Origin of the sequence: Pseudoalteromonas prydzensis (assembly GCF_011050055.1) — a bacterium.
GTDB classification, from domain to species: Bacteria; Pseudomonadota; Gammaproteobacteria; order Enterobacterales; family Alteromonadaceae; genus Pseudoalteromonas; species Pseudoalteromonas prydzensis_A.
Genome location: NZ_DRGM01000165.1, coordinates 1 through 24,068, shown reverse-complemented (window position 1 = coordinate 24,068; position 24,068 = coordinate 1). Strand labels below are relative to the sequence as shown.

The window sequence follows — 24,068 nt, the reverse complement described above, 5'->3', positions numbered from 1 at the left end:
CGCTGTTCAGCTGCCTTCAAAACGTAGTAACGAGGTTTACAAGTTTCACTTCACTGTGAAAATCATATTGATGCTTTTACGTATCAAAAATAATTAATGGCGAGATCAGTCCGAGCCAAACGCTATGCGTTGAACAGGGGCGAATAGGCATTAGCCGCTGAGCTTTAATAGCCAGTCTATCTTACAAATCCCTTGGAGAGTTACTATGACCTTTAATGCTAAGGCTGAAGCATTGCGCCTAAAAAACGAAAAAAAGCTAATCAGTAAAAAACGATTCAAGCCATCAAAGCTCGATATTCATAAACACAAACTGCTAGCGCTTCATAAAGAAGCAACAAGCATTGCTTGTTTGCAACGATGGCTTTTGCGTAAAGGAGTGAAAACACACTGGAGTACTGTAAAACGATGGATTGATAAAAATGCCTAAGTTTGCGAAGCCTGAAGCGCAAGCCCAGAAGCTAGCTAAAAACTTATACAAGCACAAAATTATTAAATCGCTTGGCACTGCTCGTAATTATAAAACTGCACTTATAAAAATAGCTAGATGGTCAAAGGATATTGGTATTAATGGTGTGCAAGGGATGAGCATTCAGGATGCTTATAAATACCTTGATTATCGCAGTGAGTTTGCAGGCCAAAAAACGTTAGATATGGAACGGCAAGCAATCCAAGCTATGTTTAAGCTCAACGGCAAACTAAGCACAAAAGAAACGCTGACAGTAATAAAATCCGAAAAAGAGATAATCGAAAAGTCTCGCGCCTACACTCCAGCCCAAGCTCATGCAATCAGTGAACATCAAACTAGAAAATATAATTTATCTACACAAATAGCCTACGCAGCAGGATTAAGAGCCCATGAGCTTTTAACGATTGCCAGAGTATCAGAGCGTAAAGCTGATAGCCGCCCAGCACTAAACAGTAAATGGCTTGGTCGAGAAGGAAGTATTTATACAGTGAAGGGCAAAGGCGGCCTAATCCGTGATGTATTAATACCTAGTGCATTAGCTACTAAGCTAGAACAAAGGCGCTTAGATAGGCCGATAACAGTACGTGATAGGGAAATTAACTACTTGCAACGCTATGATATTGGTGGAGGCCATAAATGGTCATGTTCATTCTCAAAAGCATCTAATCGCGCTCTATTTTTTTCTAATGGCGCTCATGGACTCAGGCATAGCTACGCACAAGAGAGAATGGATGAACTAAAAGGTTTGGGACTAAGTAGAGTTACAGCTCTTGAAACAGTGTCGCAAGAGCTGGGCCACTTCAGAGCTGAGATTACAGAAGTTTACTTAAGGTAGAACTAGCTGTTTTCAAACCCTCTTTGTATAATGCATGCTATAAGTTTTTAGAGGTATTCATAGTGAACAACAATCGTTTTTTAGAGCCCGATATAAAAATTGCTATAATTAATAAATTAAGGGATGGAGGCGATTTAGGGGATCATTCATTGGTTATTAATGAATTTACTATAGATTATTTTGCAAGGAGAGTTGATTTAGTAGTTCTTATCAGAGGGAAGTTAATCGCCTTTGAAGTTAAAAGTGAAAGTGACAATTTATCAAGACTGGATGGTCAACTTAAAAAGTATTCAGAATACTTCGATAAAGTGATTGTTGTTGCAGCTAAAAAGCACATAGAAAAAGTAAAAAATACAGCTCAAGACAATGTTGGTATTTGGGAGTTTAGTGATAATAAATTTAAAATACACAGGAGAGGGAAATTAAACTTTATACGTAACTATGAAAAATTATCACAACTTATGACACTCGAAGATTTTAGGAAGTTAGTCTCGGGCTCTAAAAACAACATTTTTTCAAGAGAAGATCTTCTATGTAAAGCTAATAAGCTCCCTATATCGAAATTTAGAGTTGCAACTCATGAATCGCTTTATAAAAGGTTTTGTATGACTAGCGCTTTGTTTTTCAAAAAAATAGGTTCAGAACAAGCTGAAGTTAATGATTTAACAGCATTAAGTAGGTATACAGCTCCTCCTATAAAAATTAAATCAGAAAAGCCTATAAGTTGGCTAATTAAAAATAATGACCCATTAATTACAAAATTACTTACATAGTAATTAACTATTCGAGTACAGGAAACAGCCTAATATATTGATTGGAGCTTAGTCTATCCATTCATCATCAGTGTCTAAATCATCTAAAACATCATCATAATGCAGCTGTTTATATAAATGAATATTGATCCTCACAGCCGTTGCTTTACTCGCTGAAGTAATCCCAAAAGAATCCCCCTTTGCCGACCTTTCGATTAATTGGGTTCCCCAAAGTTTCAAAGAAGCCTCCCAGTAGTCACTTTTAATAACCTCCATTGCAGCTTCCTGATATAACTTTATCTTTTCTTCTTTCGTTGCATTCTTTGCATCTAAAAATTCCTTTCGGATATACCTCCAATCATCTTTTAGAGGGTAATCAACTCTTGGAGGTGGTATTCCCCCACCTCCTTTCATTCTTTTAGCACGAGTACTAGCGCGATCAGAATAAATAAGCCGTATTCGATCATTTTCGTTCCTTATCTTATTAAATACCAGTCTTTCGTATATAGGTCGTTCTCCTCTATAGGAATCAGAAAAGCTATACGGAAACGATGTACTTGAAATTGAAAATAAGGCTGTAGGAAGTTTAACTTTCAGTTGTTCCAAAAGAGACATGTATTGCTGGTAGTATGATAAGTTAATTCTTGATATGTCACCATAGTCACAAATAATAAGGAGCTCTTTCACTTCTATATTAAAAAGTGTGTCCGCGATAAAGTTAAGTGTTGTAACACCGACTTCATCCATTTTGATATTTAGTACCACCCCTCTATTCAAAGATTTCAACTTTGTCACCTGCTCAGCTAACTGATTTAAATCAGACAGTTGCAGGCATGGGATTGCATTCAAAGCAATATCACGTAAATATACAAACCAATTTTCGTAGCCTTGTTCTGGATTCAGTAACTTTTCAATATCATAGAATACTGGACGTGGATACTTGCCTGTAAGCTGATAATGCTTATTATCACTTAAGAATGAACTATCAATATCCGCTATCCAAGATCTATCTCCAATAGCTTTTTCTATCCTACAAATAGACTTACCTAGATCATTTGAAGCAACCCACCCTCTAAGAGGGACAAGTGGAAGTATTAGCTCTTTATCTTTTTCAGGAAGCTCTTCGATTGCCTCCATTTCAGAAACAGCCAAGGATAGCATTGGAATATATTTATATCTGAAGCCTGTAGAATTAAACAAATGAACTCCTATAACTTGCCAAAGCGAATTTTAATAGCAGTAGTCGAAAGCTCAGATTCTTCAGCAATAGTTTCAAACTTTACCTCAGAAGAAAGTGCATTGTACTTCTGCTCAGCTTCTTTCATTAAGTGCCACGGCATTATAATATCAGCAGCTAAACGGTTAGCTTCAGCTTCTAAAGCGTTGGATAAACTAGAGCGATAGAGCACATCATCCACAATGCCATTTCGAAGTCTATCCCTATGTAATAGAAAGTGAGCAATCTCATGGGCAAGAGTAAAACGTTGCCGTGCTTTTACATCATGCCTATTAATCTTAATAGTACAAATATTTTCAACTTCTCTAATTTCACCAGAAATACCTGCGCTCAATGTAGAAAGTTTAACGTTTATTCCTAGAGATCTAGCAATTGCTCCGATAGGTATAGGGAGACTACCTTGAAAGCTTCTAATTAAAGATTGTTGTTCTGTTTCTAAACTGTACCATTCTGATGAAAAACTCATAAGTTATCAGTCTCTTCTTCATTTGAATTCAGGTATGAATCACTTGGTCTTCCAATGCCTCTATAAATAACTTTTGCCGCTGCATTTGTAAGAACTTGGTCGAGTTTATTGCCTTCAAAAAGCTTTATTAACTCTGACTCTGTTGTTTCATGTATTTTACTAAGAATTATTTCTTCAGCTTTAATTCTGGCAGTCTCTTCAGCACTATTAATCATTTTTTTGTAACCGAAAAATGAAAAGACAGCAATAACTAAACCTAAAACTGTGAGTATAATTGCAACTGAAGCCAATAAAATCCCACTCCATTCAGCAAAACTTACTTTTTCATCATTTTTTATATTAAGTAAGAGTAATTTTAAACTATGAATTTCATCTTTTTGGTTATTTATGGTTTTTTGTAGATTAGTCAAATCACGTTCATTCTCAGTTCTTTGATTTTCTACCTTTAACGATAATAGAGCAAAATCGCCGTCACGTTTCGCTCTATCCTCGTACTTATCTCGTAAAGAATCATAAATATGGAATTTTTCGGTAGATTCGATTTCTGAAACATCTTTTTGTAACACAGTTTCAGCTGAGGCTGCTGAAAGAAAAGTAACGATAAAAAGAAGTACTAAAGTTAAAAGTGGAACTTTCCTGTTCATCAATTGCCTTAAATAAAAAGTTTAACTTAATTTATAGTACATGTAATTCTAAAGTTTACAACGATATACATAATACAAAGTCTTAAATATTTTCACCTAGCTAACATAGCTTGCTGAAAAAAATTACGCTTAGTATATAATCAAAGTAGCACAGAGGTAGCACAAGGTAATTTTGGTTAGTAGGTATTTACTTGGAAAGCTTGTAAAAGTGGTGGCCCCTCCCAGACTTGAACTGGGGACCTAACGATTATGAGTCGTGTGCTCTAACCAACTGAGCTAAGGGGCCATTTTGTATTAGCGTGTGTTTTAAACAAAGGCTAAATTTTTGAAGCGTTTAACTACCTAAGCGGTTAAAGCGGGTTGCAGTATAAAAAGTTTTTACTGGCTTGTCACTAGCAAAAACCTTTATTTTAACAATCAACAAGCTAACTGCTTAAATAGTAGTCGCAAAGAGCTTTTATTGGTGACTAAAGCCATTCACACGAGTACTTATATCACGTAGAAACGACTTTAGTCGCGAATGTTTTATCTTGTTCGTACCGATTCACAAACAAGATAAAAAACACTACGCTAAAGTTAGCGCTAAATAGCTGCCAACGCTTTGTTTTATAATACTTACTAACTCGTTATCCATATACTGGTATTCATCAGCAATATCTAATACTTGAATATCTTTATAAGTTAATAAATGTCCAAATTGTGCTTTAAGTCTATTTTTGTGTTTTTGCTCCATAACAAATATGACATCAGCCCATTGCATCATTTTGGCATTCACTGTTCTCTTTGCATTAGGGCTTGTGCCTGCTGAGCTAACAGCGAGCTCTGGGTGATTTTTCCATACTTGTTCACCAGTTGGGCTTCGCCACTGATTGCGACTACAAATGAAAAGTACATTTGTCACTTTATGTCCCTTCATTAACTGAGCACTCATGTTTTAAAGTAAACTTTTCACCAATGAATGTTTTTACAGGGTTACCGCGCTCAACTTCCCAGTGCTGTTGCCAACGTGCTGTTTCTTGCTGAGTCATTTTGTCTAATGCTAGTTGCTCTAATTTTTGAAACAACAGCACTCTTGCTAAACGCTTATTGGCATGTTGACTGCGCTCACTCTCAACACGTACCGAAATACCCGTTGCTGTGTGGGTGGCTCTGACTGCTGAATCAGTGGTATTAACATGTTGGCCGCCAGCGCCAGACGCGCGACATGTTTGAAAAGTTACGCCTTGCTCAAGCTTACTTTCATCAATGTCGTACAGTTGCGCGCTAAAAAACCAATTTTTGCGTTTATGCTTAGGCCGATACTGACTTTGACACACCCACAACATAGTACCTTGCCATGACTGAGCTAATTGCTTAGCCGCGCTATCGACTGTTGAATCAAGTTGCAATAAAACCGACTTTAAACAGTCTCGCTCTGTTGCGCTAATAGCCTCAACAATCTCGAGTTCTATGCTTTGTGCGAGGCATTGTTTTTTAATCATTTTTAACGCTAAACTTACAGCTTTACAGCACTCAATTGGTCCTTGTCCTGCTGATAATTGCAGTAATATCATGATGAGCAACCTCCATTTGTTTTGAAGGTTAAAACTGGCCGTAACTTAGCAACCACTTCTATTAACCCTGCATCAACCATGTCACTTATAACCGTTTCACATTTTTTGTACGCTTGGGGTGCTTCGTCGTATAGCAATTCTTTATTACCACAAATAACTCTGCTGCCTAACGCTGTACGATATAAATCTTCGCGCTTATATTTATGACCTAATCGGCCATGGCATTCACCCCGCTGCCATTTTCGCCCCGCGCCATGCGCAAGTGAAAATAAACTGGTATTGATACTTTCCTGCACTGCTAAGTCATTATCGCTCGACTCTGTAAATACAGGCTTTACAAGATAACTGTAATCGCCACGAGAGCCTGGGATCACTACATAACCTTTATCACTCGGTGTTGCACCTTTTCTGTGTAACCAGCCAGCGCAACCGTCAATGTTTTTAGCCGATACTAAATTATGGTTAATATCTAAGCTACACTCACCATTTGCTCGTATAGCCTCTAAAAACCGCTTAGCAATCAACTCACGATTAAGTTCAGCAAAGCGCACGGCTTCATCATGCTTACTCATGTAATCTTTAAAGTCAGCATCACCTTCACATAAGCCATCATGATTATGGCCCGCTATATGTTCAACCAATATTGATTGCCCTAACCCTCGCGAGCCTGAATGAACCAATAATTGAAGATGCTTTTTACTTAGCCCTAGCTCATCTAAGGCACTTTGATTGTATACCTCATCAATCGCTTGAAACTCAGCAAAATGGTTACCACCACCAATGGTGCCTAAGGCGCTATCATGGCCATTGGTAGTAATATTTTTTGCCGCTTTGCTACTTTCTATGATTGAGAACCAGCTTTCATCGAGTGGCAGCTCAATATGTGTAAATTTTTTGGCTAGTTTATCCAGATTTACTTTTGCTACTTTGGCTGTGGTTTGCCACAGCGCCATACCACAGCCAATATCGTTACCCACTAATGCAGGGTAAATTTTGTTAGTAGTAAAAAATGCAGCCCCGATGGGATACCCTCTACCTGGGTGTAAATCAGGCATGCCCGCTACGCGTTGCATACCATTTAGCTCTGATGTTTTGATCAGTTGCTGTATTGCCAGCCCTTCAATCCACGTATCAGCAGACGCAATAAGGCTAACTTTATCAGTTATTTTTTGAACGGATTTGCCCATAATACCAATTCCTTTTTCTTTGTTAGAAAAATAGGATTAAAACGAAATACGAATTGGCAGGTCTGGATCTATTTTGAAATCAAACGAAAGGAACGCATTTAAACGCAATGTTTACCTAAATGTACTTAATATATAACAGCGTATTTAAGTAACAAGTTTCTTATCGGATAAGACCTGCAAAGGATGTTGATGTCATTGTCATAGTATTTTCTCCTTCACAGTTAGTTGCTGAATCCAACACTTAGGGTAAGTGCTGAACAATTGAACGAGCGCATGTTAATCAGTTTTTGAACATAAAGCAAACTAAAATTATGGCGTGTTTACTTTATGTTCGATATATTTCTAAGTTTTATGGCTAACAATATTGTCCCGCTGCAAAACCGCAGCTCCACGCATATTGGAAGTTATAGCCGCCTAGCCAACCGGTTACGTCGGTTACTTCACCAATAAAGTACAGGCCTTGGGATTTTTTCGCTTCAAAGGTTTTTGAACTAAGCTCATCGGTATCTACACCACCTAGAGTTACCTCGGCTGTGCGGTAACCTTCGGTGCCGTTGGGTTTAATTTGCCAGTTATGAATGTAATTAGCTAGCGCGTCAATTTGGCTATGGGTGAGCTGGTTTACATTGCAATCAGGGATGGCTTTACTCTCGTGTAAAATTTCAATAAAGCGTTTTGGCAAAATAGTCGCGAGGCTATTTTTTAATGATTTTTGTGCTTGGGTTTCTCGCCATGTGGCTAATTGCGCTGTTAAATCAAGCTCTGGTAACAAGTTTATAGTAACCGCTTGTCCTGCTCGCCAAAATGAGCTGATTTGTAAAATAGCCGGGCCTGATAAACCACGATGGGTAAACAAGATATTTTCTTTAAAGCTGGTGCCGTCTTCACTGCTGACAATACAAGGAATGCTGATACCCGATAACCCTGCAAAACGGTCTTTATCATGTTGATGCAAGGTAAATGGCACAAGTGCTGCCATGGTCGGCAATACTTTTAAGCCAAATTGTTCGGCAATTTTATAGCCAATTGGTGTTGCGCCTAGTTTTGGCATGGTTAAACCACCCGCAGCAACAACCAAAGATTCACACTGATACGTTTCTTGCTCTGTGCTCACCTGATAGCCGCTCTCGGTTTTTTCAACGTTAAGCACTTCGCTACGCAGCGCAACATTAACTCCAGCCCACTCGCACTCAGTTAGCAAAATATCAACAATATCTTGCGCGCTGTTATCGCAAAATAATTGGCCAAGGGTTTTATGGTGGTACGCCAAACCGTGTCTGTCCACCAGCTCAATAAAATCATGTTGGGTATAGCGGCTTAAGCACGATTTTACAAAGTGCGGGTTACCACATAAATAATTATCAGAGCTGGCATTTTCATTGGTGAAGTTACAACGCCCACCACCGCTAATGAGAATTTTACGACCTGGTTTTTTACCCATATCAAGTACTGTAACACTGCGGCCACGGTAACCTGCTTGCGCAGCACACATTAAACCTGCGGCTCCGGCACCGATCACTATTACATCTACTTGGGTCATTTGATTGTCTCATCAGGAAATTTTTGCAATTGTAGCAAATTTAAAAGTACAAACTGAGCGGTATTTCACTATTTAATTATTAACAATAAAGTGTGAAAAAATAAATGCACTTTCCACCACCCTATAAATTAATTAATACTTTATAACTAACAAAGTCGCATAATAAAAACCATAAAAGCGTATTTAGCCATATAAACATCCCGATATAACTAAAATAGAGACATTAATAATAAAACGTTACTTTAACTATTTTAACAGATCATTTACTTTTGTTCCCCTTCACGATAATCCATCGTGGAGAATACATAACAATCTAGGGATCATTATGACAACAACAACATTTAAAAAATGTGCCGTAGCGCTAACATTAAGCACGTTATTTGCTGCAACTACTAGTATGGCAAATCCAAGCCAAGCAATGATGCCATCAATGGCAGAAACCACAGCAAAACTACAGGGGCAAGATCCTCTTGGTACGCGTTTTATCATCAAATATAAAAATAACGCTGATGAAATGAGTACACTTTCGGCTGCTGAAACTAGCCCACTAATGATGAACAAAAAAGCCCAAGGCTTTATTAAAAACTTTACTAGTAAAAAAGGTAACGTTAAAGCGCAGTATGTTCGTGCTATGGCATTGAGCAACCACCATGTAATGCGTGCAAATAAAAAACTTAGCGCAGATGAAGCGCAACAATATATGCAAGAAGTGATTGCCTCTGGCAACGTGGAATACATTGAAATAGATCAAATGTTAAAACCATTTGCAACGCCTAATGATCCGCGTTATGACGATCAATGGCATTATTATGAACAAGCTGGCGGATTAAACCTACCTACAGCGTGGGATACTGCCACAGGTAGCGGTGTAACGGTTGCCGTACTTGATACTGGTTACCGCCCGCATATTGATTTAAATGCTAATTTATTACCTGGTTACGACATGATCTCCGATACCTTTGTTGCTAATGATGGTGGCGCACGCGATAGCGATGCTCGCGATCCAGGTGATGCGATCAGTGCTAACGAATGTGGTTATCAACATAGCGCACAGGGCTCTAGCTGGCATGGTACGCACGTGGCAGGTACTGTGGCTGCAGTAACAAATAATGGCGAAGGTGTTGCCGGTGTTGCTTATGACGCCAAAGTAGTGCCAGTACGTGTGCTGGGTAAATGTGGTGGTTTAACATCAGATATTGCTGATGGGATTATTTGGGCATCTGGCGGTTCGGTTTCTGGCGTACCTGCTAATGCGAATCCTGCTGATGTAATTAATATGAGTTTAGGTGGCAGCGGCTCTTGTAGCTCAACCACACAAAACGCGATTAACCAAGCTCGCAATAACGGCACTGTTATCGTTATTGCTGCTGGTAATGATAACGACAATGCCAACAACTACAACCCAGGTAACTGTAATGGCGTAGTGAATGTGGCTTCGGTTGGCCGTAATGGTGGTCGTGCTTATTACTCAAATTATGGTACGTCAATTGATGTTGCAGCACCAGGCGGTGCACAAAGTTTTGCCAATGATTCTGAAGGTGTGTTGTCAACGCATAACTCGGGTTCATCAAGCCCTTCAAGTGATAGCTACCACTACTCACAAGGTACATCAATGGCTGCGCCGCACGTTGCTGGTGTTGCTGCACTGATCAAACAGGCTAAGCCAAATGCAACGCCTGATGAAATTGAGAGCATTTTAAAATCAACTACACGTTCATTCCCAGCATCATGTAATAACTGTGGTACAGGTATTGTTGACGCAGCAGCAGCGGTTGCCGCAGCAGGTGGTACAACACCGCTACCACCAACAGGCAATGAATTACTTGATGGTCAAGCGCTAACAGGCCTAAGCGGCGGCGCAAGTAGTACTACTTTCTATACTATGACCGTACCAAGCGGCGCTTCTAATGTTACGTTTACTATGAGTGGCGGCAGTGGCGATGCTGATATGTATGTACGTGCAGGCAGCGCACCAACAACATCAACCTATGATTGCCGTCCATATAAAAATGGCAATAACGAAGAATGCTCTATCGATAACCCAACAGCAGGTACATATCATGTCATGCTGAGCGGTTACTCAGCTTACGCAAATGTGAGTTTAGTAGGTAATTTAACAACTTCTGGTGGTACAGGTGAGCCACAAGCAGGTGGTGGTACTGTGTCTGATATTTCAGCCAGTGCGGGTCAATGGAAACATTACACCTTGGATGTGCCTGCGGGTATGGCAAGCTTTACCGTAACGACTTCTGGTGGTTCTGGTGATGCGGACTTATTCGTTAAATTTGCTAGTCAACCAACCAGCTCTAGCTACGATTGTCGTCCATACAAAAATGGTAACGCTGAAACATGTACCTTCAGCAACCCACAAGCGGGTACTTGGCACATGAGCGTGAATGCTTATCAAACCTTTGCTGGTTTAACGCTTGATGCGCAATACCAACCTTAAGAACTAAAAACGCGAGTGTCAGTATTACTGCCACTCGCGCGCTTTGGTCAACCAGTTTCCCCTGGTGATTTTTAGCCGAGCTTTGCTCGGCTTTTTTATTACAGCTTTTCTAATACCGCTTCTGCGCGGCTTACAACAAACTCTTTGTCTTGTTCAACAAACAAACCCGTTACGGTTTGGTCTTCAACAATCATGGCATAACGGGTTGAACGAACACCACCAAAACCAGCGGTGTCTTTATCTAACCCAAGCGCTCTTGTAAAGCTCGCATCACCATCTGCAAGCATTTGAATATGCTCTGCATTGTGTGTTTCACCCCATGCTTTCATCACAAATGCATCATTCACTGATACACAATAAATAGCGTCTACACCTTTGGCCTTTATTTGATCTGCAAGCGTAATAAATTCAGGTAAATGGGCATTAGAACAAGTTGGTGTAAAGGCACCTGGAACGGCAAATAACACCACTTTTTTAGCGGCGAATAAATCGTCATTGGTCAGTGTTTGCATACCGTCATCGGTTAATTGCGTAAGACTAATTGCTGGTAATACTTGGCCTTGAGAAATCATGGTATTTCCTTTTAAAGTAATGAGCTATAAACGACTTAAAAATAGCATAAAAGCGCGACTAGACCTAACAGCTAGTTGCAAGTCATTATGCTCAAGCAAAGTTACAATCCTAAGCTACTACGAATAGTGTGCATTTGCTGCTGTAAACGTTGGTGAATATCAGCCACTAGTAGACTGGATTCACTCACTTGGCCTTTCATGCTCTGCATTGACTGGCTAAAGTTATCTAATAATGCATTTTGTTGTTTTGCTAACTCCATGGCCTCAAACGCTACTTTATTAGCGTCTTGGGCATTATCAGCGACACCTTCAGAGTTACGCTTAAGATCTTGCGCATTATTTGTTTGCAATTGGGCATCATCTGCAAGCGCTGATATTTGCGTTGACACCATGCTGGAGTTTTCACTTAATAAGTTAAGTTGATTGTTAATATCACTCAAGGAGCCTTGAGTTTGCCGAGCAAGTTTACGCACCTCATCAGCAACCACCGCAAAACCACGGCCATGTTCACCTGCACGGGCCGATTCAATCGCGGCATTAAGTGCCAGTAAGTTTGTTTGCTCTGCAATATTGCGGATCATCTCAATAACTTGCCCTACATCTTGTACACCACTGAGGAGTTCTTGCAAGCTGTGTAAACCTTGGTCTACTCGTTGCTGCGTATTCGAGCTGGCACTTAGCATATTCTGCGCAAAGCCTAGGCTTTGCTCCATTGCTGAAAAGGTATGTTTCGCGTTATCTGCTACTTTGCCGTTAATATCATTAACTTGTTCACCTATGTGTTGAATATCAGTCAGTAATTGTTGGTTTTGCTCTACTTGATGATGACTAGCATCAGTTTGCTCGCTTATTGTTTGTAAGTGTTCGCTCATCTCTTGCATAAAGTCATTAATCACTTCTAGCATTTGCGCACGCTCATTAGCCTCTAGGCGTTGGCGCTCAATAAGTTGATTAAAGTAAGTCGCTATTTCACCCACTTCAGTTTTCGGGTTTTTACTCACAATATTTTTTAGCTCATTACTTTCAATTAAAAATGCAAAACCATCTCGCAATTGACGAAGTGGTGTTAGTACTTGATTACGCTGTACAAAATAAACCCCAACAGCTAATACCACCAACATGCCAATGGCAATACAAAACACCACCAGCACTTGCTGCTTTAAAGTACCTTGTTGAATTTTAAGTTGCTGCTCGGCATTAATCACCGTGCCAGAGAGTGTATTGATCTGTTTGCGCAGAGCCTGTATACCTGTTTGGCGCTGCTGAGCTTGCTCAATGGTGTTCGCTAAATCACGCGGGTAACGGTTCGGCCAGCTGCTTAGTTCCGCTTTAATTTCCTCCGCTAAGTCTTCGGCTTCTTCATCCATAAACAAGCTATCTTCATCAACTTCACTCATCACGCCTAAGTTTTCAAGGTCGTCAATCTGCTGCGCTAAACGGTTTAAGTTAGCAATACTTTGTTGTAAGTTGGTTTGTGTGTCTTGATCAAAACTAAGCATTAACTGATAAGTAAACAACGACAAATTCGTCACTTCGCGGTAGTAGTCACTGGCAAGCAGGTAATAATCCTGCGCGTTAGTATTTTGCTGCCCTGCTTTGTTGGCATAATCAATTAAGGAAGACGCTGAGCCCGCCATTTGCCTAAGCGCATTATCAAGCAATGCGGTTTCATTACCTGAGAGTTTACCCAAAGCGCGATATTTACCTTTTATATCGGTATCAAGCTGGGTTAATTGCGTATCTAATTGCTGTTTTAAGTCACTTGGTAAACTAGCTAACTGGTTTTTTTTTACCTGGCTAATAAGTTCAGCCGCTTGTCCTAAATACTGACTATCGCCTTGTGCTAAATAGTCTTCAAGCAAGCCTTTTAAATCGACGAGTATTTTGTTTTTTAATTGATTATAAGATTGGTCTTGTTGTTCAAGTTTAACTAATGTTTGACTTGCCCAGTACAGAGTTCCGCCTAACAGCAGGCTGGCTAATGCCAACAAAATAGCTAGTAGCCGAGTAAATGATGACACGCGCATGAAATTCAATTCCTCTAAATAACTGCGCGTACACTATTAACTATTTATGACAATTTAATGAAAACCGCCATGAAACACTTATAACTTTACGGGAACAAAATTTAAAAATACGAATAAAGCCTCACACCATCGCCGCTTTTACATATACATCAAAGCGGTTCTTTTTGGTTTTAATTTGCATGCTTGGCGTTTGGTTATTTAAAAATGGTGCGTAATCTGGGCGCTTAACAACCACCCGTTTACTGGCAAGTGGATAGGCGAATTCAAGTAAACCATCGGCGTCATTATCTGCTCCCACTAAGTCTTGGAATACCCGCATTTCCTTTTTTACTAGCGCTGATTTTTCACGGTGTGGAAACATCGGATCAAGGTAAACCACATCAGGCATACTGTCACATTGCGCGAGTAAGGTATGGCTTGAGCCAAACACTAGGCTCATGTTTTGCTGCATCCACGGGCCAATTTCAGCGTCATTATAAGCGCGTTGCAAGCCATCATAGAGCAATGCCGCAACAACCGGGTGGCGTTCATGCAAAATTACTTTACAACCCAGAGACGCCAGTACAAATCCATCACGTCCTAAACCCGCTGTGGCATCGAGCACAACCGGCGTTGCACCTTTATTTAAGCCTACCGCTTTGGCAATAGACTGCCCTTTGCCACCACCAAATTTACGACGGTGAGCTACCGCACCGGTAACAAAATCAACGCTAATCGCGCCCAGTTTTGGTTCATCGGTTTTGCGTAAGCTTAAGCCTTGATCATCATAATGCAATGCAAAACCAGTGGTATTTGCTGCCCACTCGGCCAGCCCAAAGCGCTGCTCAATCTCATTAAGATAATGACGTACTTCTTTAAAAGGACACTGTATAACCAAAATAAACTCCGACCGTAAATAGCCCGCGAAGTATAGCAACTGCTAAGCGCCATAGCACTAAAATAGCTCAATATCCGTTTGTGAAGTAACGTCTTGAGAGTGTTCAGGGGTAGCAATTTTACTCAAACTGTCGAGCAATTCACTGCGCGAATCAATAATCTGGTTGAGCTGATGTTTAATGAAGGCTAAATCATCATTCAACGCCCCTAACTGTAATTGCGTTTGCTCTAATTGCGCTACTTGTAATAGCAACGCTTGGTTATCGGCAAACGCGGGATTTTGCTGCATCAGTACGCGCAGCTCAGATAACTGAGTGGCCAATATTGCCACTGCATCTTCACGGGCCTCGCTACTGACAAATAGTTGCGAAGCAAGCTCATTAAAGGCATTGCCAACCGTGTGCGCTTGCGCAAGAGCTTTTTCGTTTACTTCCATATCTTGGATTTTGGCATTAGTGACTTCCAAAATATGCGGGAACAAATCTTTATAACGACCATACAATGCCACATCATCAAGCGGCATGTTTTTAATTAAAATAGACAGCTTGGGATAATTAATAATAGTGCGGCTACTAAAATCAACAAACCGATTTGAGTAACGGTGCTTTTCTAACAGCTCTTGCTCGAGCGGACAAACGCCACCGTCATCGCTACAAAAAAACTCACTCTCTTGACACCAAAAAGCCACCGCCACATTGAGATTTAATGGCCGAAAGAATTCAAAAAAATAGGCTGATAATGATTGCACATCATGAGCATGATAAGTTTGCCCTACATAGCGCATGATCCTGCCCATATCGCCCGAATCTGTCATCGCTATTTCAGCAGTGTTCTGCGCCTGCTCAACATCTTTTTTAAGCTTGATAGAATGCTGACGATACTGATATAACACCCGAATACGTGCCATCAACTCTTGTGCATTAAAGGGTTTTACAATGTAATCGGCGGCACCGGCGTTATAGCCTCTAACGCGCTCTGGTAACTCACTCTTGCCCGATAAAAACATCACTGGGGTGTCTTTGGTTTGCTCATTATTTTTTAACTCTGTACATACTTGGTAACCACTTTTACCGGGCATTTCGACATCCAGTAAAATAATATCAGGGTTATACTTTAGCGCTTGTCTTAGCCCTTCATCACCATTTTTGGCGTGAATTAACTGACAAAAACCCGCTAATGATTGCTCAATAACGTGATGCACATATTTATCGTCATCAATCGCCAGTACCAGTTTTGTCATACCTCATTCCTTTTTATTAATTACTTAAAAAGCATAGTACGGAGCCCTGATTTTGCGATAATTTATTAGCTTAAAACTAAAAAAGCGCCAACCGGCGCTTTAAAACAATAAAACCAACTTGCCCTTTAGGCTGCAATACCACTGTGACGTAATAATGCATCGACGCTCGGCTCACGACCACGGAAGTTTTTAAACAACGCCATAGGCTCTTCACTGCCGCCTTTTTCTAAAATGTGCTGCATAAAGGCTTGCCCAGTTTGTGGATTAAAAATACCCTCTTCTTCAAATTTAGCAAACGCATCAGCCGAAAGCACTTCGGCCCATTTATACGAGTAATAACCCGCGCTATAACCACCAGCAAAAATATGGCTAAAGCTATGCTGAAAACGGTTAAACTCAGGCGCTTTAACCACTGAGGTATGACTACGCACTGCATCTAAGCGCGCTTGAATTTGGCATTCTTCACCCGCTTGATAATCGTTATGAATTCTAAAATCAAATAACGAAAACTCGATTTGACGCAGCATTTGCATGCCTGAGTTATAGTTTTTAGCCGCTAGTAGCTTATCCAATAGCTCTTTAGGTAACGGCTCACCCGTTTCATAGTGGCCTGAAATAAAGTTAAGCGCTTCTTCTTCATAACACCAATTCTCTAAAAACTGGCTTGGCAGTTCAACGGCATCCCATGCAACACCATTAATACCGGCTACTGGTGCCGCATCAACTTGGGTTAGCATATGATGAATACCATGGCCAAACTCATGGAATAAAGTGGTTACTTCGTTATGAGTAAATAACGCAGGTTTATCGCCAATCGCTTTATTAAAGTTACATACTAGATACGCTACCGGTGTTTGTAACGCGCCATTGGCACGTACTTTACGGCCCATGCAGTCATCCATCCACGCGCCACCGCGCTTGTGATCACGCGCGTATAAATCAAGGTAAAAACGCCCGCGTAAAGTGTTGCTGCTGTCGTAAATTTCAAAAAAGCGTACATCTTTATGGTAAGTATCGATGTCTTTAAGCTCTTTAACGCTAATAGCAAATAAACGATTTACTGTTTCAAACAAGCCGCTTAGTACTTTATCGGCTGGGAAATACGGGCGCAGTACTTCGTCTGATATTGCATATTTCTCTTGTTTTAGCTTTTCGCCGTAATAACCATAATCCCACGCAGCGAGCTGCTCGATACCGTGTTTTTCCTTGGCATACGCTTGTAGCTCAGCAAGTTCTTGCTCTGCTTGAGGTTTAGACTTAGCGGCTAAGTCTTCTAAAAATGAGAAGACCTGCTCTGGTGTTTCAGCCATTTTAGTAGCGAGTGATTTTTCAGCATAGCTAGCAAAACCTAACAATTGCGCAATTTCATGGCGCAGTGCGAGTTCTTCGCTCATAATCGCTGAATTATCAAATTCGCCGGCATTAGGCCCTTGATCAGACGCGCGGGTTACAAATGCCGTGTAAGTTTGTTCACGTAGCTCGCGGTTATCTGCATAGGTCATAATTGGTAAATACGATGGGAAATCTAACGTGAAAACCCAGCCGTCTAATTCTTTGCTTTTTGCGGTATCTGCCGCTAACGCTAACGCCGACTCAGGTAAGCCCGCAAGCTCACTTTCATCGGTAATGTGCTTTTGCCAAGCCAATGTGGCATCCATGACATTATTACCAAATTTAGCAGCAAGTTCTGACAACCTTGCGCTAATTTCGCCGTAGCGCTTTTGCTGCTCTGGCGCCAAAGCAATACCTGAAAGCTCAAAGTCACGCAGTGCATTGGTTATGGTTTTTTGTTGTGCGGTGCTTAAGGTTTTAAATTCGTCGCTGTTATGCAGAGCGTTATAAGCTTCATACAAACCTTGGTGTTGACCAACAAAGGTTGAGTACTCAGAAATAAGCGGTAAACATTGCTCGTACGCTTCGCGTAGTTCATCAGAGTTCACCACAGAGTTCATGTGCGATACTGGAGAAAACATGCGTGAAAGCTTGTCGTCAACTTCTTCAAGTGGCAACACTAAATCTGACCAAGTAAACGATTTTTTAGCCAACACTTCATCAATTTTAGCGCGGCATTCACTAATGCCCGCTTTTAGCGCTGGCACAACATGCTCTGGCTTAATTTTAGAAAATGGCGGTAAGCCTTCTAAACCTATTAAAGGGTTGTTTTGGGTATCACTCATGTTAGCTCTCAAGTCTGTGCAATTATGATTTTGAAGTTGGGGCGAATTCTTGAAATACAAGGGGCTTTTAACGGGTCTTGCTTATGCTATCATCGCACTAATATGACCATTCATCTTTGAGGAATAACTATGGCTCAGCATTTTGACTACATTGCAATTGGCGGCGGCAGCGGCGGAATAGGTTCAGCTAACCGTGCAGCTATGCGTGGCGCAAAAGTGGCACTAATTGAAGCAAAGCACATGGGCGGTACCTGTGTGAATGTAGGTTGTGTGCCAAAAAAAGTAATGTGGCATGGCGCTCAAGTTGCTGAAGCAATTAACTTATACGCTCCTGATTACGGTTTTAATGTTGAAGTAAAAGAATTCAACTGGAGTAAACTAGTAGAAAGCCGTGAAGCCTATATAGGCCGCATTCATAAAGGCTATGATAATGGCCTTGCTAAAAATGGCGTAACAGTCATTAAAGGCTTTGCTAAATTTGTTGATAATAAAACGGTTGAAGTAGACGGCGAACTTTATACTGCCGATCATATTTTAATTGCCGTAGGCGGTCGCCCTAGCATTCCAAATCTCCCAGGTGCTGAGCACGGCATCGATTCAAATGGCTTTTTTGAGCTAAACGAGCAACCAAAACGCGTTGCCGTTGTGGGTGCCGGTTATATCGCGGTAGAAATTGCTGGTGTACTGCATAGCCTAGGTACAGAAACCCATTTATTTGTCCGTAAAAGCAAACCACTGCGCACCTTTGATCCATACATTATCGACACCCTTGTTGAGATTATGGCCAAAGAAGGACCAACGCTGCATACCGAATGCTCGCCAAAAGAAGTGGTGAAAGAAAGCGATGGCAGCTTAACTATTCACTTTGAAAATGGTTATAGCCAAAATGTTGATCAAGTTATTTGGGCGATTGGCCGCACCCCAACCACCGATAAAATTAACCTAGCGGCAGCAGGCGTTGAAGTTAACGAAGGCGGTTACGTAAAGGTTGATGAATATCAAAATACCACGGCTAAAAATGTTTATGCGGTTGGCGATATCATCGAAGGCGGAATTGAGCTTACCCCAGTTGCAGTAAAAGCAGGCCGTACTTTATCAGAGCGTTTGTTCAATAAAGAGCTGCCTGACGATTTAAAAATGGATTACAGCTTAGTGCCAACGGTAGTATTTAGCCATCCACCAATAGGCACTATTGGTTTAACTGAGCAAGAAGCTATTTCGCAGTACGGCAACGAGAACGTAAAAGTGTATAAATCAACGTTTGCTGCTATGTACACTGCGGTAACCCAGCACCGCCAACCTTGTAACATGATGCTAGTGTGCGCAGGCCCTGACGAGAAAGTTGTAGGCTTACACGGCTTAGGCTTTGCTGTTGATGAAATGATCCAAGGTTTTGCCGTTGCCATGAAAATGGGCGCAACCAAAGCAGATTTTGACTCAGTAGTCGCCATACACCCAACGGGTTCTGAGGAATTTGTTACTATGTAAATTTTTCTCTGGAAAAGTGAAACTTTACATTTGCTAACTCTGGAAAACGAACTAAGCTGACCAAGTAACGTACAATTTTTGGTCGGCTTTTTCATGCTCACAATAGTTCAATCAGATGATTTTAAAACTGAGATCCAAACTCCCTTTTGCAAAACAAAATCAAGCATTCAGCTAAAAGGCTTTCCAACTTTTTATGAAGATGGTGAATACGTCATGCCAATAAACCTTTGGATGAATCACCTCATTAACGTTAAGCGCGCAAAAAACATCAATTCAAACGTTCGTGCCATAAGTCGATATTGGCGCTTTTTAAAAAGCCATGAACTCTCTTGGAAAGACTTTCCAACTATCAAATCAAATAAGCCCACATATATTTTCCGAAACCAAGATCTTTTGGCCTCAGTGAAAGCCGGTGAGCTAAATAGTTCAACAGCAGCTGTATATATGAACCATATAATTAAATTCTACGAGTGGGCATATTACGAGAGGTTAATTAACTTATCTAAGGAAAATAAACCATTTGAAGTAGAGTTTGTTAGCATCAAAACGACTGGGATGCTTGCGCATATCAATCGTAATTATGTTGTTAGAAGCTCAGACTTAAGGATCAGGGTCCCAAGGCGTACACCAGAGCAAAGCTTGAATCCCCTTACAGAAGATGAGGTAAAATTATATTCGCGAGCACTCAAAGAACAGTCAATTGAGTTCCAAATACATCAACTATTACAACTCATGTGCGGCCTTCGTATAGAAGAAGCCTGCACCTTTCCTGCTAATCTAGTGAATAGATGTGACCCGAATAAATACCATATTCAAGTTAGTATAGGACCTCATAACGGTGTACTCACCAAATTTGGCTCAGTCAGAACTATCGAAATTCCAACACTGTTAATGAACAAGATGCATCGCTACTTGATTAGTGAGCGTCGCCAGAAAAGAGAGTCTAAAACCGATAAACCGATTACGGAATTATTAATTACCAATCGAGGTAAACCATATACTACCAATGCAATACAGCGTCACTTTAGCTTAACTCGTAATTACATACGCAATGAGCTAAATACCCACTTTCAGCATAGAACTCACGATTTACGTGCAACTTACGGTACATTTCGCCTTGCGTCCCTTTTAGACGAAAAAGTTGGGTTGTCACCATTCGATGCTATGTCATTAATCATGGGGTGGATGGGACATAAAGATGAGAAAACAACTTGGCGATACCTGAACTTTATAAACCGAAGCAAGGCATCGATACGTGCAGTTTGCTTTTTAGATCAAGTTATGGAGTCAGTCATTAATGAGGATCTCTCGTGATTAACAAATCAAATTTAAATATTGACCTTAAACTTAAGTTAAATATTTATGGTGATCAATTTGTATACCCAGACTTTCAAAGATTTAGATACAAAGGCGTGCCTAAACTTTTTGAAATGCATCGGGGTACTTTGCTTAACCGAGACAACCAAATTATTAAGTGGTATCAAGCATTCAAAGCTAATACAGAATATACTGACACAACAATGAATACCCTTTTTAGAACATTTACACGGTATGTGAATATTTGTGACAGTATTCCAGTAAATCCAGATTCAAAAGAGGGTATCAATGCATTTGAAACAGCTCTAGTTCACAGCGTTAGAATTGGCAGCAAAAGTTCAAACACAGCAAAAGGTGAATTAAGTAGTATAAGAACAATAATGAAGATGCTAGATCACCCTGTTGATGAGTGGTTTTCTAAATTCAAACTATTTCGCAGCCAAATAAATCCAACTCAAGCATACTCAGAATCTGAATTGAAAAAGTTAATTAAAATACTAAAAGAACTATATTTTCAGCTTTCCAAGCAAATTCAAACCTCACCTAAAGAATACATTCAAGCAAGGAGAAGCGACCAATACGCGAACTTTTCTTTTAATAAAATCGAAGTGCCTGTAAGTGGTGCTATTACCAAGTGTTACTGTGCTGCATATTTCTTACTTGCCTATTACACATGGGCAAACGCTAGTACGATAAGAGATATGGATATCCCCAAAGCTTCACAAAAAAAGGGACAGCAAGGTAAGTGGTTTGTGCAAACAGCGTTAAAGAAGAGAGCTAATAAATTTGTTACCATCGAGCTCGGCGATAATCTTAGCACAGACATTCCAAAGCATGCGCTAAATTTTATTAATGACCTTATCACCCTTACGCACGTGCTGTTTCCAGATGCCAATAGACTACTTCATCAATGTCTTAACGGGATAAATAAGCCCTTGTGCCCAACGCATATTCGTTCCAATATGAATTGGCTAATTAACATATTCGATTTGACTGATGACAATGGTCAACAACTTAGGCCTGAAGCTAAACGCTTTAGAGCTACAGGTGCATCTAATTACTTAGCGCTCACAGGAAACTCACTCGAAACATCCATGTTGCTCAATAACACACCTGATGTAGTGCGAAAACACTATAGCAGAGGTAACGAGTCAGAAAATAACGCCCAACTTCAAGCCACAGCTAACACCTTAGAAAATGCAATTAAATGTGGTGATATTAGTAGAGCACGAGAACAAACTCTTGAACAAATGAATCTAGAAATACTACCCTATGATGAATTCGTAAACCGCTATGCTAAATCAGGGAATGGTCAAAAAACACCTTTAGGTACAGGTTGCAAAGACCCCTTTGATAACCATGGAGATCGTTTTCGAAGAAAGGCCTCAATCGATAGTGTGGACATGAGTCATCTCGCTTGTGCTGATTTATTGAATTGCTTTTCTTGCCCAAACCAAGTGCTGGTTGAAGAAGTTGATGATATCTGGTGTTTATTGAGCTTTTACGAAGCGTTAGAGGATGCCAAAGAAGATCACCTCAACATGTCACACTTTAAAAACAATTTTGATCGAGTACTAAGCAAAATAAAGCAAGTGCTTTTTAGTATCGACTTAAAAGTACGCAGGCAAGCTGAGCGGAAGCTACATACCAATGGTCGTCACCCTTTTTGGCCCGATACGCTTAATTTGGTTTTATAAGAGGTGATTATGAGGCCACTACTAGCTACTCCAGAGGAAATTATAAAAGAGAACACTGTTCTTGTAGAGCGTGCAATACAGTATTATAAAAGTAAAGATTGGGATAACCTCAATAAAACCCCTGTAATGATAGATCAGGATGGGAACGTTTTAAGCCATTTCGGCGACCAAACCTGGGATGTAACACATTATATAGATGTCAAAATTGTTTCGAAAAAGCGGGCTTCTTTTACTCATTTAACAACCATTTCCTTGTTGCAAGAACAAAAATTACTCGCATTCCTTGGTTTGTTTGCGGTTGGTACCCTAAGGCAAGGAGCAACGATTAAAACTACAACATTTTTAGAGAGAAATCTCAATTTAACCCAAGTATATAAATACATAGAATCTATCAAAGCAGATTCGATTTGTGTTCTGAACCATCCCATACAGTTTTCTAGGTTTTGCGAATATTTAAAGTCACTTAAAATGAGTGGACCATATATTTCTAAACTCATTGTTGCATTAAATTGGATTCAGGCTGTAAGAAAACAAACCCCCATAAAACTATCATTACCTTTGACGACATCAATTACAGAATTAGGCCGTCAATTAGGTTGCCCAACCAAACTAGAAAGTGAGCAGTTTTACGCTATACCATCACGCTTGATGCAACTCATATACTCAAAGGCTATCGAGTATATAGATACTTACTATCCTATTCGAGATACATTATTAGCTATCCAGACCGAGCAACAAGATAACTATGAAATAGGCAAGGCTGTTGTCGACAGAAAAATAAAAACAGGCCAGTGGAACTGGCTCACATCAAATTCACCTCACTACAAAGCTGAAATAACCAAAGCTAAACCACAAAAGCCAACTGACATACTTCAAAGTTACGCTTCAAACATTGAAATTAAGGGATTAATTCCCCTCAAGATCACTGAATTTGATTGGCTGTATTCTCACATTTTAATGTGTTGTTTTTTAGTTTGCGGTGCGTTTTCTGGTATGAGAAGAAGCGAGCTTTATGGACTACATTCTGATAGCTTTAAAACATTAAAACTTAAAGAACAGACATTTTATTCTTTGCAATCAATGCATAGTAAAATGACTCCTGCAGTTCCAGAAAAAGCTGAGTGGCTAACATCTCCAATAGCAGGAAAAGCGATAGAACTCGCATCAGCTTTAACTCAGAATATGCGTATTCAGCTAATGCTCTCTGATGATAGGCTGGATAACGAGCGTGCCTCCAGTATTTGGTTAGTACAGAAACTAAAAAGTCGAACACCAAACATATTTACAGGACCTCCTTTTGTCAAGCACTATCAAAGACTTGTAAAGGAAGCTGGCGCTATTGTAAACGAGCAAGACTATGAAGAATTTAAGCTTCTAAACCCCAACCTAAACATACACGCCTACAAACAGAAAATTATTGTTGGCAAACCATGGGCATTGACAACTCACCAACTCAGACGAACCTTTGCAGTATTTGGTAAACGCTATAATTTACTTTCTGACGTTGCCATTAAACAACAGTATAAGCATATATATTTACCAATG

Annotated in this window: 20 protein-coding genes and 1 tRNA gene; 8 read left to right on the top strand and 13 right to left on the bottom strand. The window is 40.3% G+C overall.

The annotated features are described in order from the left end of the window. Nucleotides 1-205 precede the first annotated feature (205 nt). The 3 genes from ENH88_RS15500 (at nt 206) to ENH88_RS15490 (ending at nt 2,074) form a co-directional block, all read left to right on the top strand. Nucleotides 206-427 (top strand): hypothetical protein, encoded by a 222-nt coding sequence (locus tag ENH88_RS15500; RefSeq protein ID WP_182755711.1) that lies wholly within the window; start codon nt 206-208, stop codon nt 425-427. Next, the gene (locus ENH88_RS15495) at nt 420-1,301 is read left to right on the top strand and encodes a site-specific integrase (protein WP_304183540.1); all 882 of its coding nucleotides are present in this window, start codon (nt 420-422) and stop codon (nt 1,299-1,301) included. Before ENH88_RS15500 ends, ENH88_RS15495 begins: the two co-directional genes overlap by 8 nt. A gap of 62 nt (nt 1,302-1,363) precedes the next feature. Continuing rightward, nucleotides 1,364-2,074, top strand: a complete 711-nt coding sequence (locus ENH88_RS15490) for a sce7726 family protein (RefSeq protein WP_304183538.1) — start codon at nt 1,364-1,366, stop codon at nt 2,072-2,074. Nucleotides 2,075-2,122: 48 nt separating this feature from the next. Here the strand turns inward: ENH88_RS15490 and ENH88_RS15485 are convergent, their stop codons facing one another. The 8 genes from ENH88_RS15485 to ENH88_RS15450 all read right to left on the bottom strand — a co-directional run bounded on the left by ENH88_RS15485 (nt 2,123) and on the right by ENH88_RS15450 (nt 8,680). Continuing rightward, nucleotides 2,123-3,253: a beta family protein gene (locus ENH88_RS15485; protein ID WP_304183535.1), complete on the bottom strand. Its 1,131-nt coding sequence runs from the start codon at nt 3,251-3,253 to the stop codon at nt 2,123-2,125. Nucleotides 3,254-3,261: 8 nt separating this feature from the next. Next, nucleotides 3,262-3,756, bottom strand: coding sequence for an ImmA/IrrE family metallo-endopeptidase (locus ENH88_RS15480; protein WP_101162743.1), 495 nt, complete (start codon nt 3,754-3,756; stop codon nt 3,262-3,264). Continuing rightward, the gene (locus tag ENH88_RS15475; RefSeq protein WP_304183534.1) at nt 3,753-4,400 is read right to left on the bottom strand and encodes a hypothetical protein; all 648 of its coding nucleotides are present in this window, start codon (nt 4,398-4,400) and stop codon (nt 3,753-3,755) included. Before ENH88_RS15475 ends, ENH88_RS15480 begins: the two co-directional genes overlap by 4 nt. A 209-nt stretch (nt 4,401-4,609) precedes the next feature. Next, a tRNA-Ile gene (locus ENH88_RS15470) sits at nt 4,610-4,686 on the bottom strand. A 279-nt stretch (nt 4,687-4,965) separates the two neighbouring features. Continuing rightward, nucleotides 4,966-5,301, bottom strand: coding sequence for a low molecular weight protein tyrosine phosphatase family protein (locus ENH88_RS15465; RefSeq protein WP_304183533.1), 336 nt, complete (start codon nt 5,299-5,301; stop codon nt 4,966-4,968). Between the two features lies 1 nt (nt 5,302). After that, nucleotides 5,303-5,953 (bottom strand): peptide chain release factor H, encoded by a 651-nt coding sequence (gene prfH / locus ENH88_RS15460; protein ID WP_304183532.1) that lies wholly within the window; start codon nt 5,951-5,953, stop codon nt 5,303-5,305. Continuing rightward, nucleotides 5,950-7,140, bottom strand: a complete 1,191-nt coding sequence (locus tag ENH88_RS15455) for an RNA ligase RtcB family protein (RefSeq protein WP_304183531.1) — start codon at nt 7,138-7,140, stop codon at nt 5,950-5,952. Before ENH88_RS15455 ends, prfH begins: the two co-directional genes overlap by 4 nt. A gap of 355 nt (nt 7,141-7,495) precedes the next feature. Continuing rightward, nucleotides 7,496-8,680: an NAD(P)/FAD-dependent oxidoreductase gene (locus ENH88_RS15450; RefSeq protein ID WP_304183529.1), complete on the bottom strand. Its 1,185-nt coding sequence runs from the start codon at nt 8,678-8,680 to the stop codon at nt 7,496-7,498. Between the two features lie 322 nt (nt 8,681-9,002). On the opposite strand from ENH88_RS15450, the gene ENH88_RS15445 reads away from it, so the two are divergent. Then, nucleotides 9,003-11,129 (top strand): S8 family peptidase, encoded by a 2,127-nt coding sequence (locus ENH88_RS15445; RefSeq protein WP_304183543.1) that lies wholly within the window; start codon nt 9,003-9,005, stop codon nt 11,127-11,129. Nucleotides 11,130-11,227: 98 nt separating this feature from the next. On the opposite strand, the gene ENH88_RS15440 is transcribed toward ENH88_RS15445, so the two are convergent. The 5 genes from ENH88_RS15440 to prlC all read right to left on the bottom strand — a co-directional run bounded on the left by ENH88_RS15440 (nt 11,228) and on the right by prlC (nt 18,021). Then, the gene (locus ENH88_RS15440; protein WP_304183527.1) at nt 11,228-11,701 is read right to left on the bottom strand and encodes a peroxiredoxin; all 474 of its coding nucleotides are present in this window, start codon (nt 11,699-11,701) and stop codon (nt 11,228-11,230) included. A gap of 101 nt (nt 11,702-11,802) precedes the next feature. After that, complete coding sequence (locus tag ENH88_RS15435; RefSeq protein WP_304183526.1) at nt 11,803-13,728, bottom strand: methyl-accepting chemotaxis protein; 1,926 nt, start codon at nt 13,726-13,728, stop codon at nt 11,803-11,805. 121 nt (nt 13,729-13,849) lie between these two features. After that, nucleotides 13,850-14,605, bottom strand: a complete 756-nt coding sequence (locus ENH88_RS15430; protein ID WP_304183523.1) for a class I SAM-dependent methyltransferase — start codon at nt 14,603-14,605, stop codon at nt 13,850-13,852. Nucleotides 14,606-14,662: 57 nt separating this feature from the next. Beyond that, nucleotides 14,663-15,844 carry a response regulator gene (locus ENH88_RS15425; RefSeq protein WP_304183522.1) on the bottom strand — a complete coding sequence of 394 codons (1,182 nt, stop codon included), beginning with the start codon at nt 15,842-15,844 and terminating at the stop codon, nt 14,663-14,665. Nucleotides 15,845-15,969: 125 nt separating this feature from the next. Further along, complete coding sequence (gene prlC, locus ENH88_RS15420) at nt 15,970-18,021, bottom strand: oligopeptidase A (RefSeq protein ID WP_304183519.1); 2,052 nt, start codon at nt 18,019-18,021, stop codon at nt 15,970-15,972. A gap of 129 nt (nt 18,022-18,150) precedes the next feature. Between prlC and gorA the strand changes: the two genes are divergently transcribed. The 4 genes from gorA to ENH88_RS15400 form a co-directional block, all read left to right on the top strand. After that, nucleotides 18,151-19,509 carry a glutathione-disulfide reductase gene (gorA, locus tag ENH88_RS15415; RefSeq protein WP_304183518.1) on the top strand — a complete coding sequence of 453 codons (1,359 nt, stop codon included), beginning with the start codon at nt 18,151-18,153 and terminating at the stop codon, nt 19,507-19,509. Between the two features lie 93 nt (nt 19,510-19,602). After that, the gene (locus ENH88_RS15410) at nt 19,603-20,823 is read left to right on the top strand and encodes a tyrosine-type recombinase/integrase (RefSeq protein WP_304183515.1); all 1,221 of its coding nucleotides are present in this window, start codon (nt 19,603-19,605) and stop codon (nt 20,821-20,823) included. Then, entirely contained in the window at nt 20,820-22,523 is a 1,704-nt protein-coding gene (locus ENH88_RS15405) for a hypothetical protein (RefSeq protein ID WP_304183512.1), read from the top strand. The genes ENH88_RS15410 and ENH88_RS15405 overlap by 4 nt, the downstream gene beginning before the upstream one ends. A gap of 9 nt (nt 22,524-22,532) precedes the next feature. Then, nucleotides 22,533-24,068: hypothetical protein (locus ENH88_RS15400; RefSeq protein WP_304183510.1), on the top strand; the 1,536-nt coding region annotated here is incomplete at its 3' end.

What these genes read in the sequence shown, in the direction of transcription:
- ENH88_RS15440 (WP_304183527.1), bottom strand. Translation starts at nt 11,701, where the DNA reads ATGATTTCTCAAGGCCAAGTATTACCAGCAATTAGTCTTACGCAATTA.
- ENH88_RS15480 (WP_101162743.1), bottom strand. Translation starts at nt 3,756, where the DNA reads ATGAGTTTTTCATCAGAATGGTACAGTTTAGAAACAGAACAACAATCT.
- ENH88_RS15500 (WP_182755711.1), top strand. Translation starts at nt 206, where the DNA reads ATGACCTTTAATGCTAAGGCTGAAGCATTGCGCCTAAAAAACGAAAAA.
- prlC (WP_304183519.1), bottom strand. Translation starts at nt 18,021, where the DNA reads ATGAGTGATACCCAAAACAACCCTTTAATAGGTTTAGAAGGCTTACCG.
- ENH88_RS15435 (WP_304183526.1), bottom strand. Translation starts at nt 13,728, where the DNA reads ATGCGCGTGTCATCATTTACTCGGCTACTAGCTATTTTGTTGGCATTA.
- prfH (WP_304183532.1), bottom strand. Translation starts at nt 5,953, where the DNA reads ATGATATTACTGCAATTATCAGCAGGACAAGGACCAATTGAGTGCTGT.
- ENH88_RS15475 (WP_304183534.1), bottom strand. Translation starts at nt 4,400, where the DNA reads ATGAACAGGAAAGTTCCACTTTTAACTTTAGTACTTCTTTTTATCGTT.
- ENH88_RS15495 (WP_304183540.1), top strand. Translation starts at nt 420, where the DNA reads ATGCCTAAGTTTGCGAAGCCTGAAGCGCAAGCCCAGAAGCTAGCTAAA.
- ENH88_RS15450 (WP_304183529.1), bottom strand. Translation starts at nt 8,680, where the DNA reads ATGACCCAAGTAGATGTAATAGTGATCGGTGCCGGAGCCGCAGGTTTA.
- ENH88_RS15425 (WP_304183522.1), bottom strand. Translation starts at nt 15,844, where the DNA reads ATGACAAAACTGGTACTGGCGATTGATGACGATAAATATGTGCATCAC.
- gorA (WP_304183518.1), top strand. Translation starts at nt 18,151, where the DNA reads ATGGCTCAGCATTTTGACTACATTGCAATTGGCGGCGGCAGCGGCGGA.
- ENH88_RS15410 (WP_304183515.1), top strand. Translation starts at nt 19,603, where the DNA reads ATGCTCACAATAGTTCAATCAGATGATTTTAAAACTGAGATCCAAACT.
- ENH88_RS15455 (WP_304183531.1), bottom strand. Translation starts at nt 7,140, where the DNA reads ATGGGCAAATCCGTTCAAAAAATAACTGATAAAGTTAGCCTTATTGCG.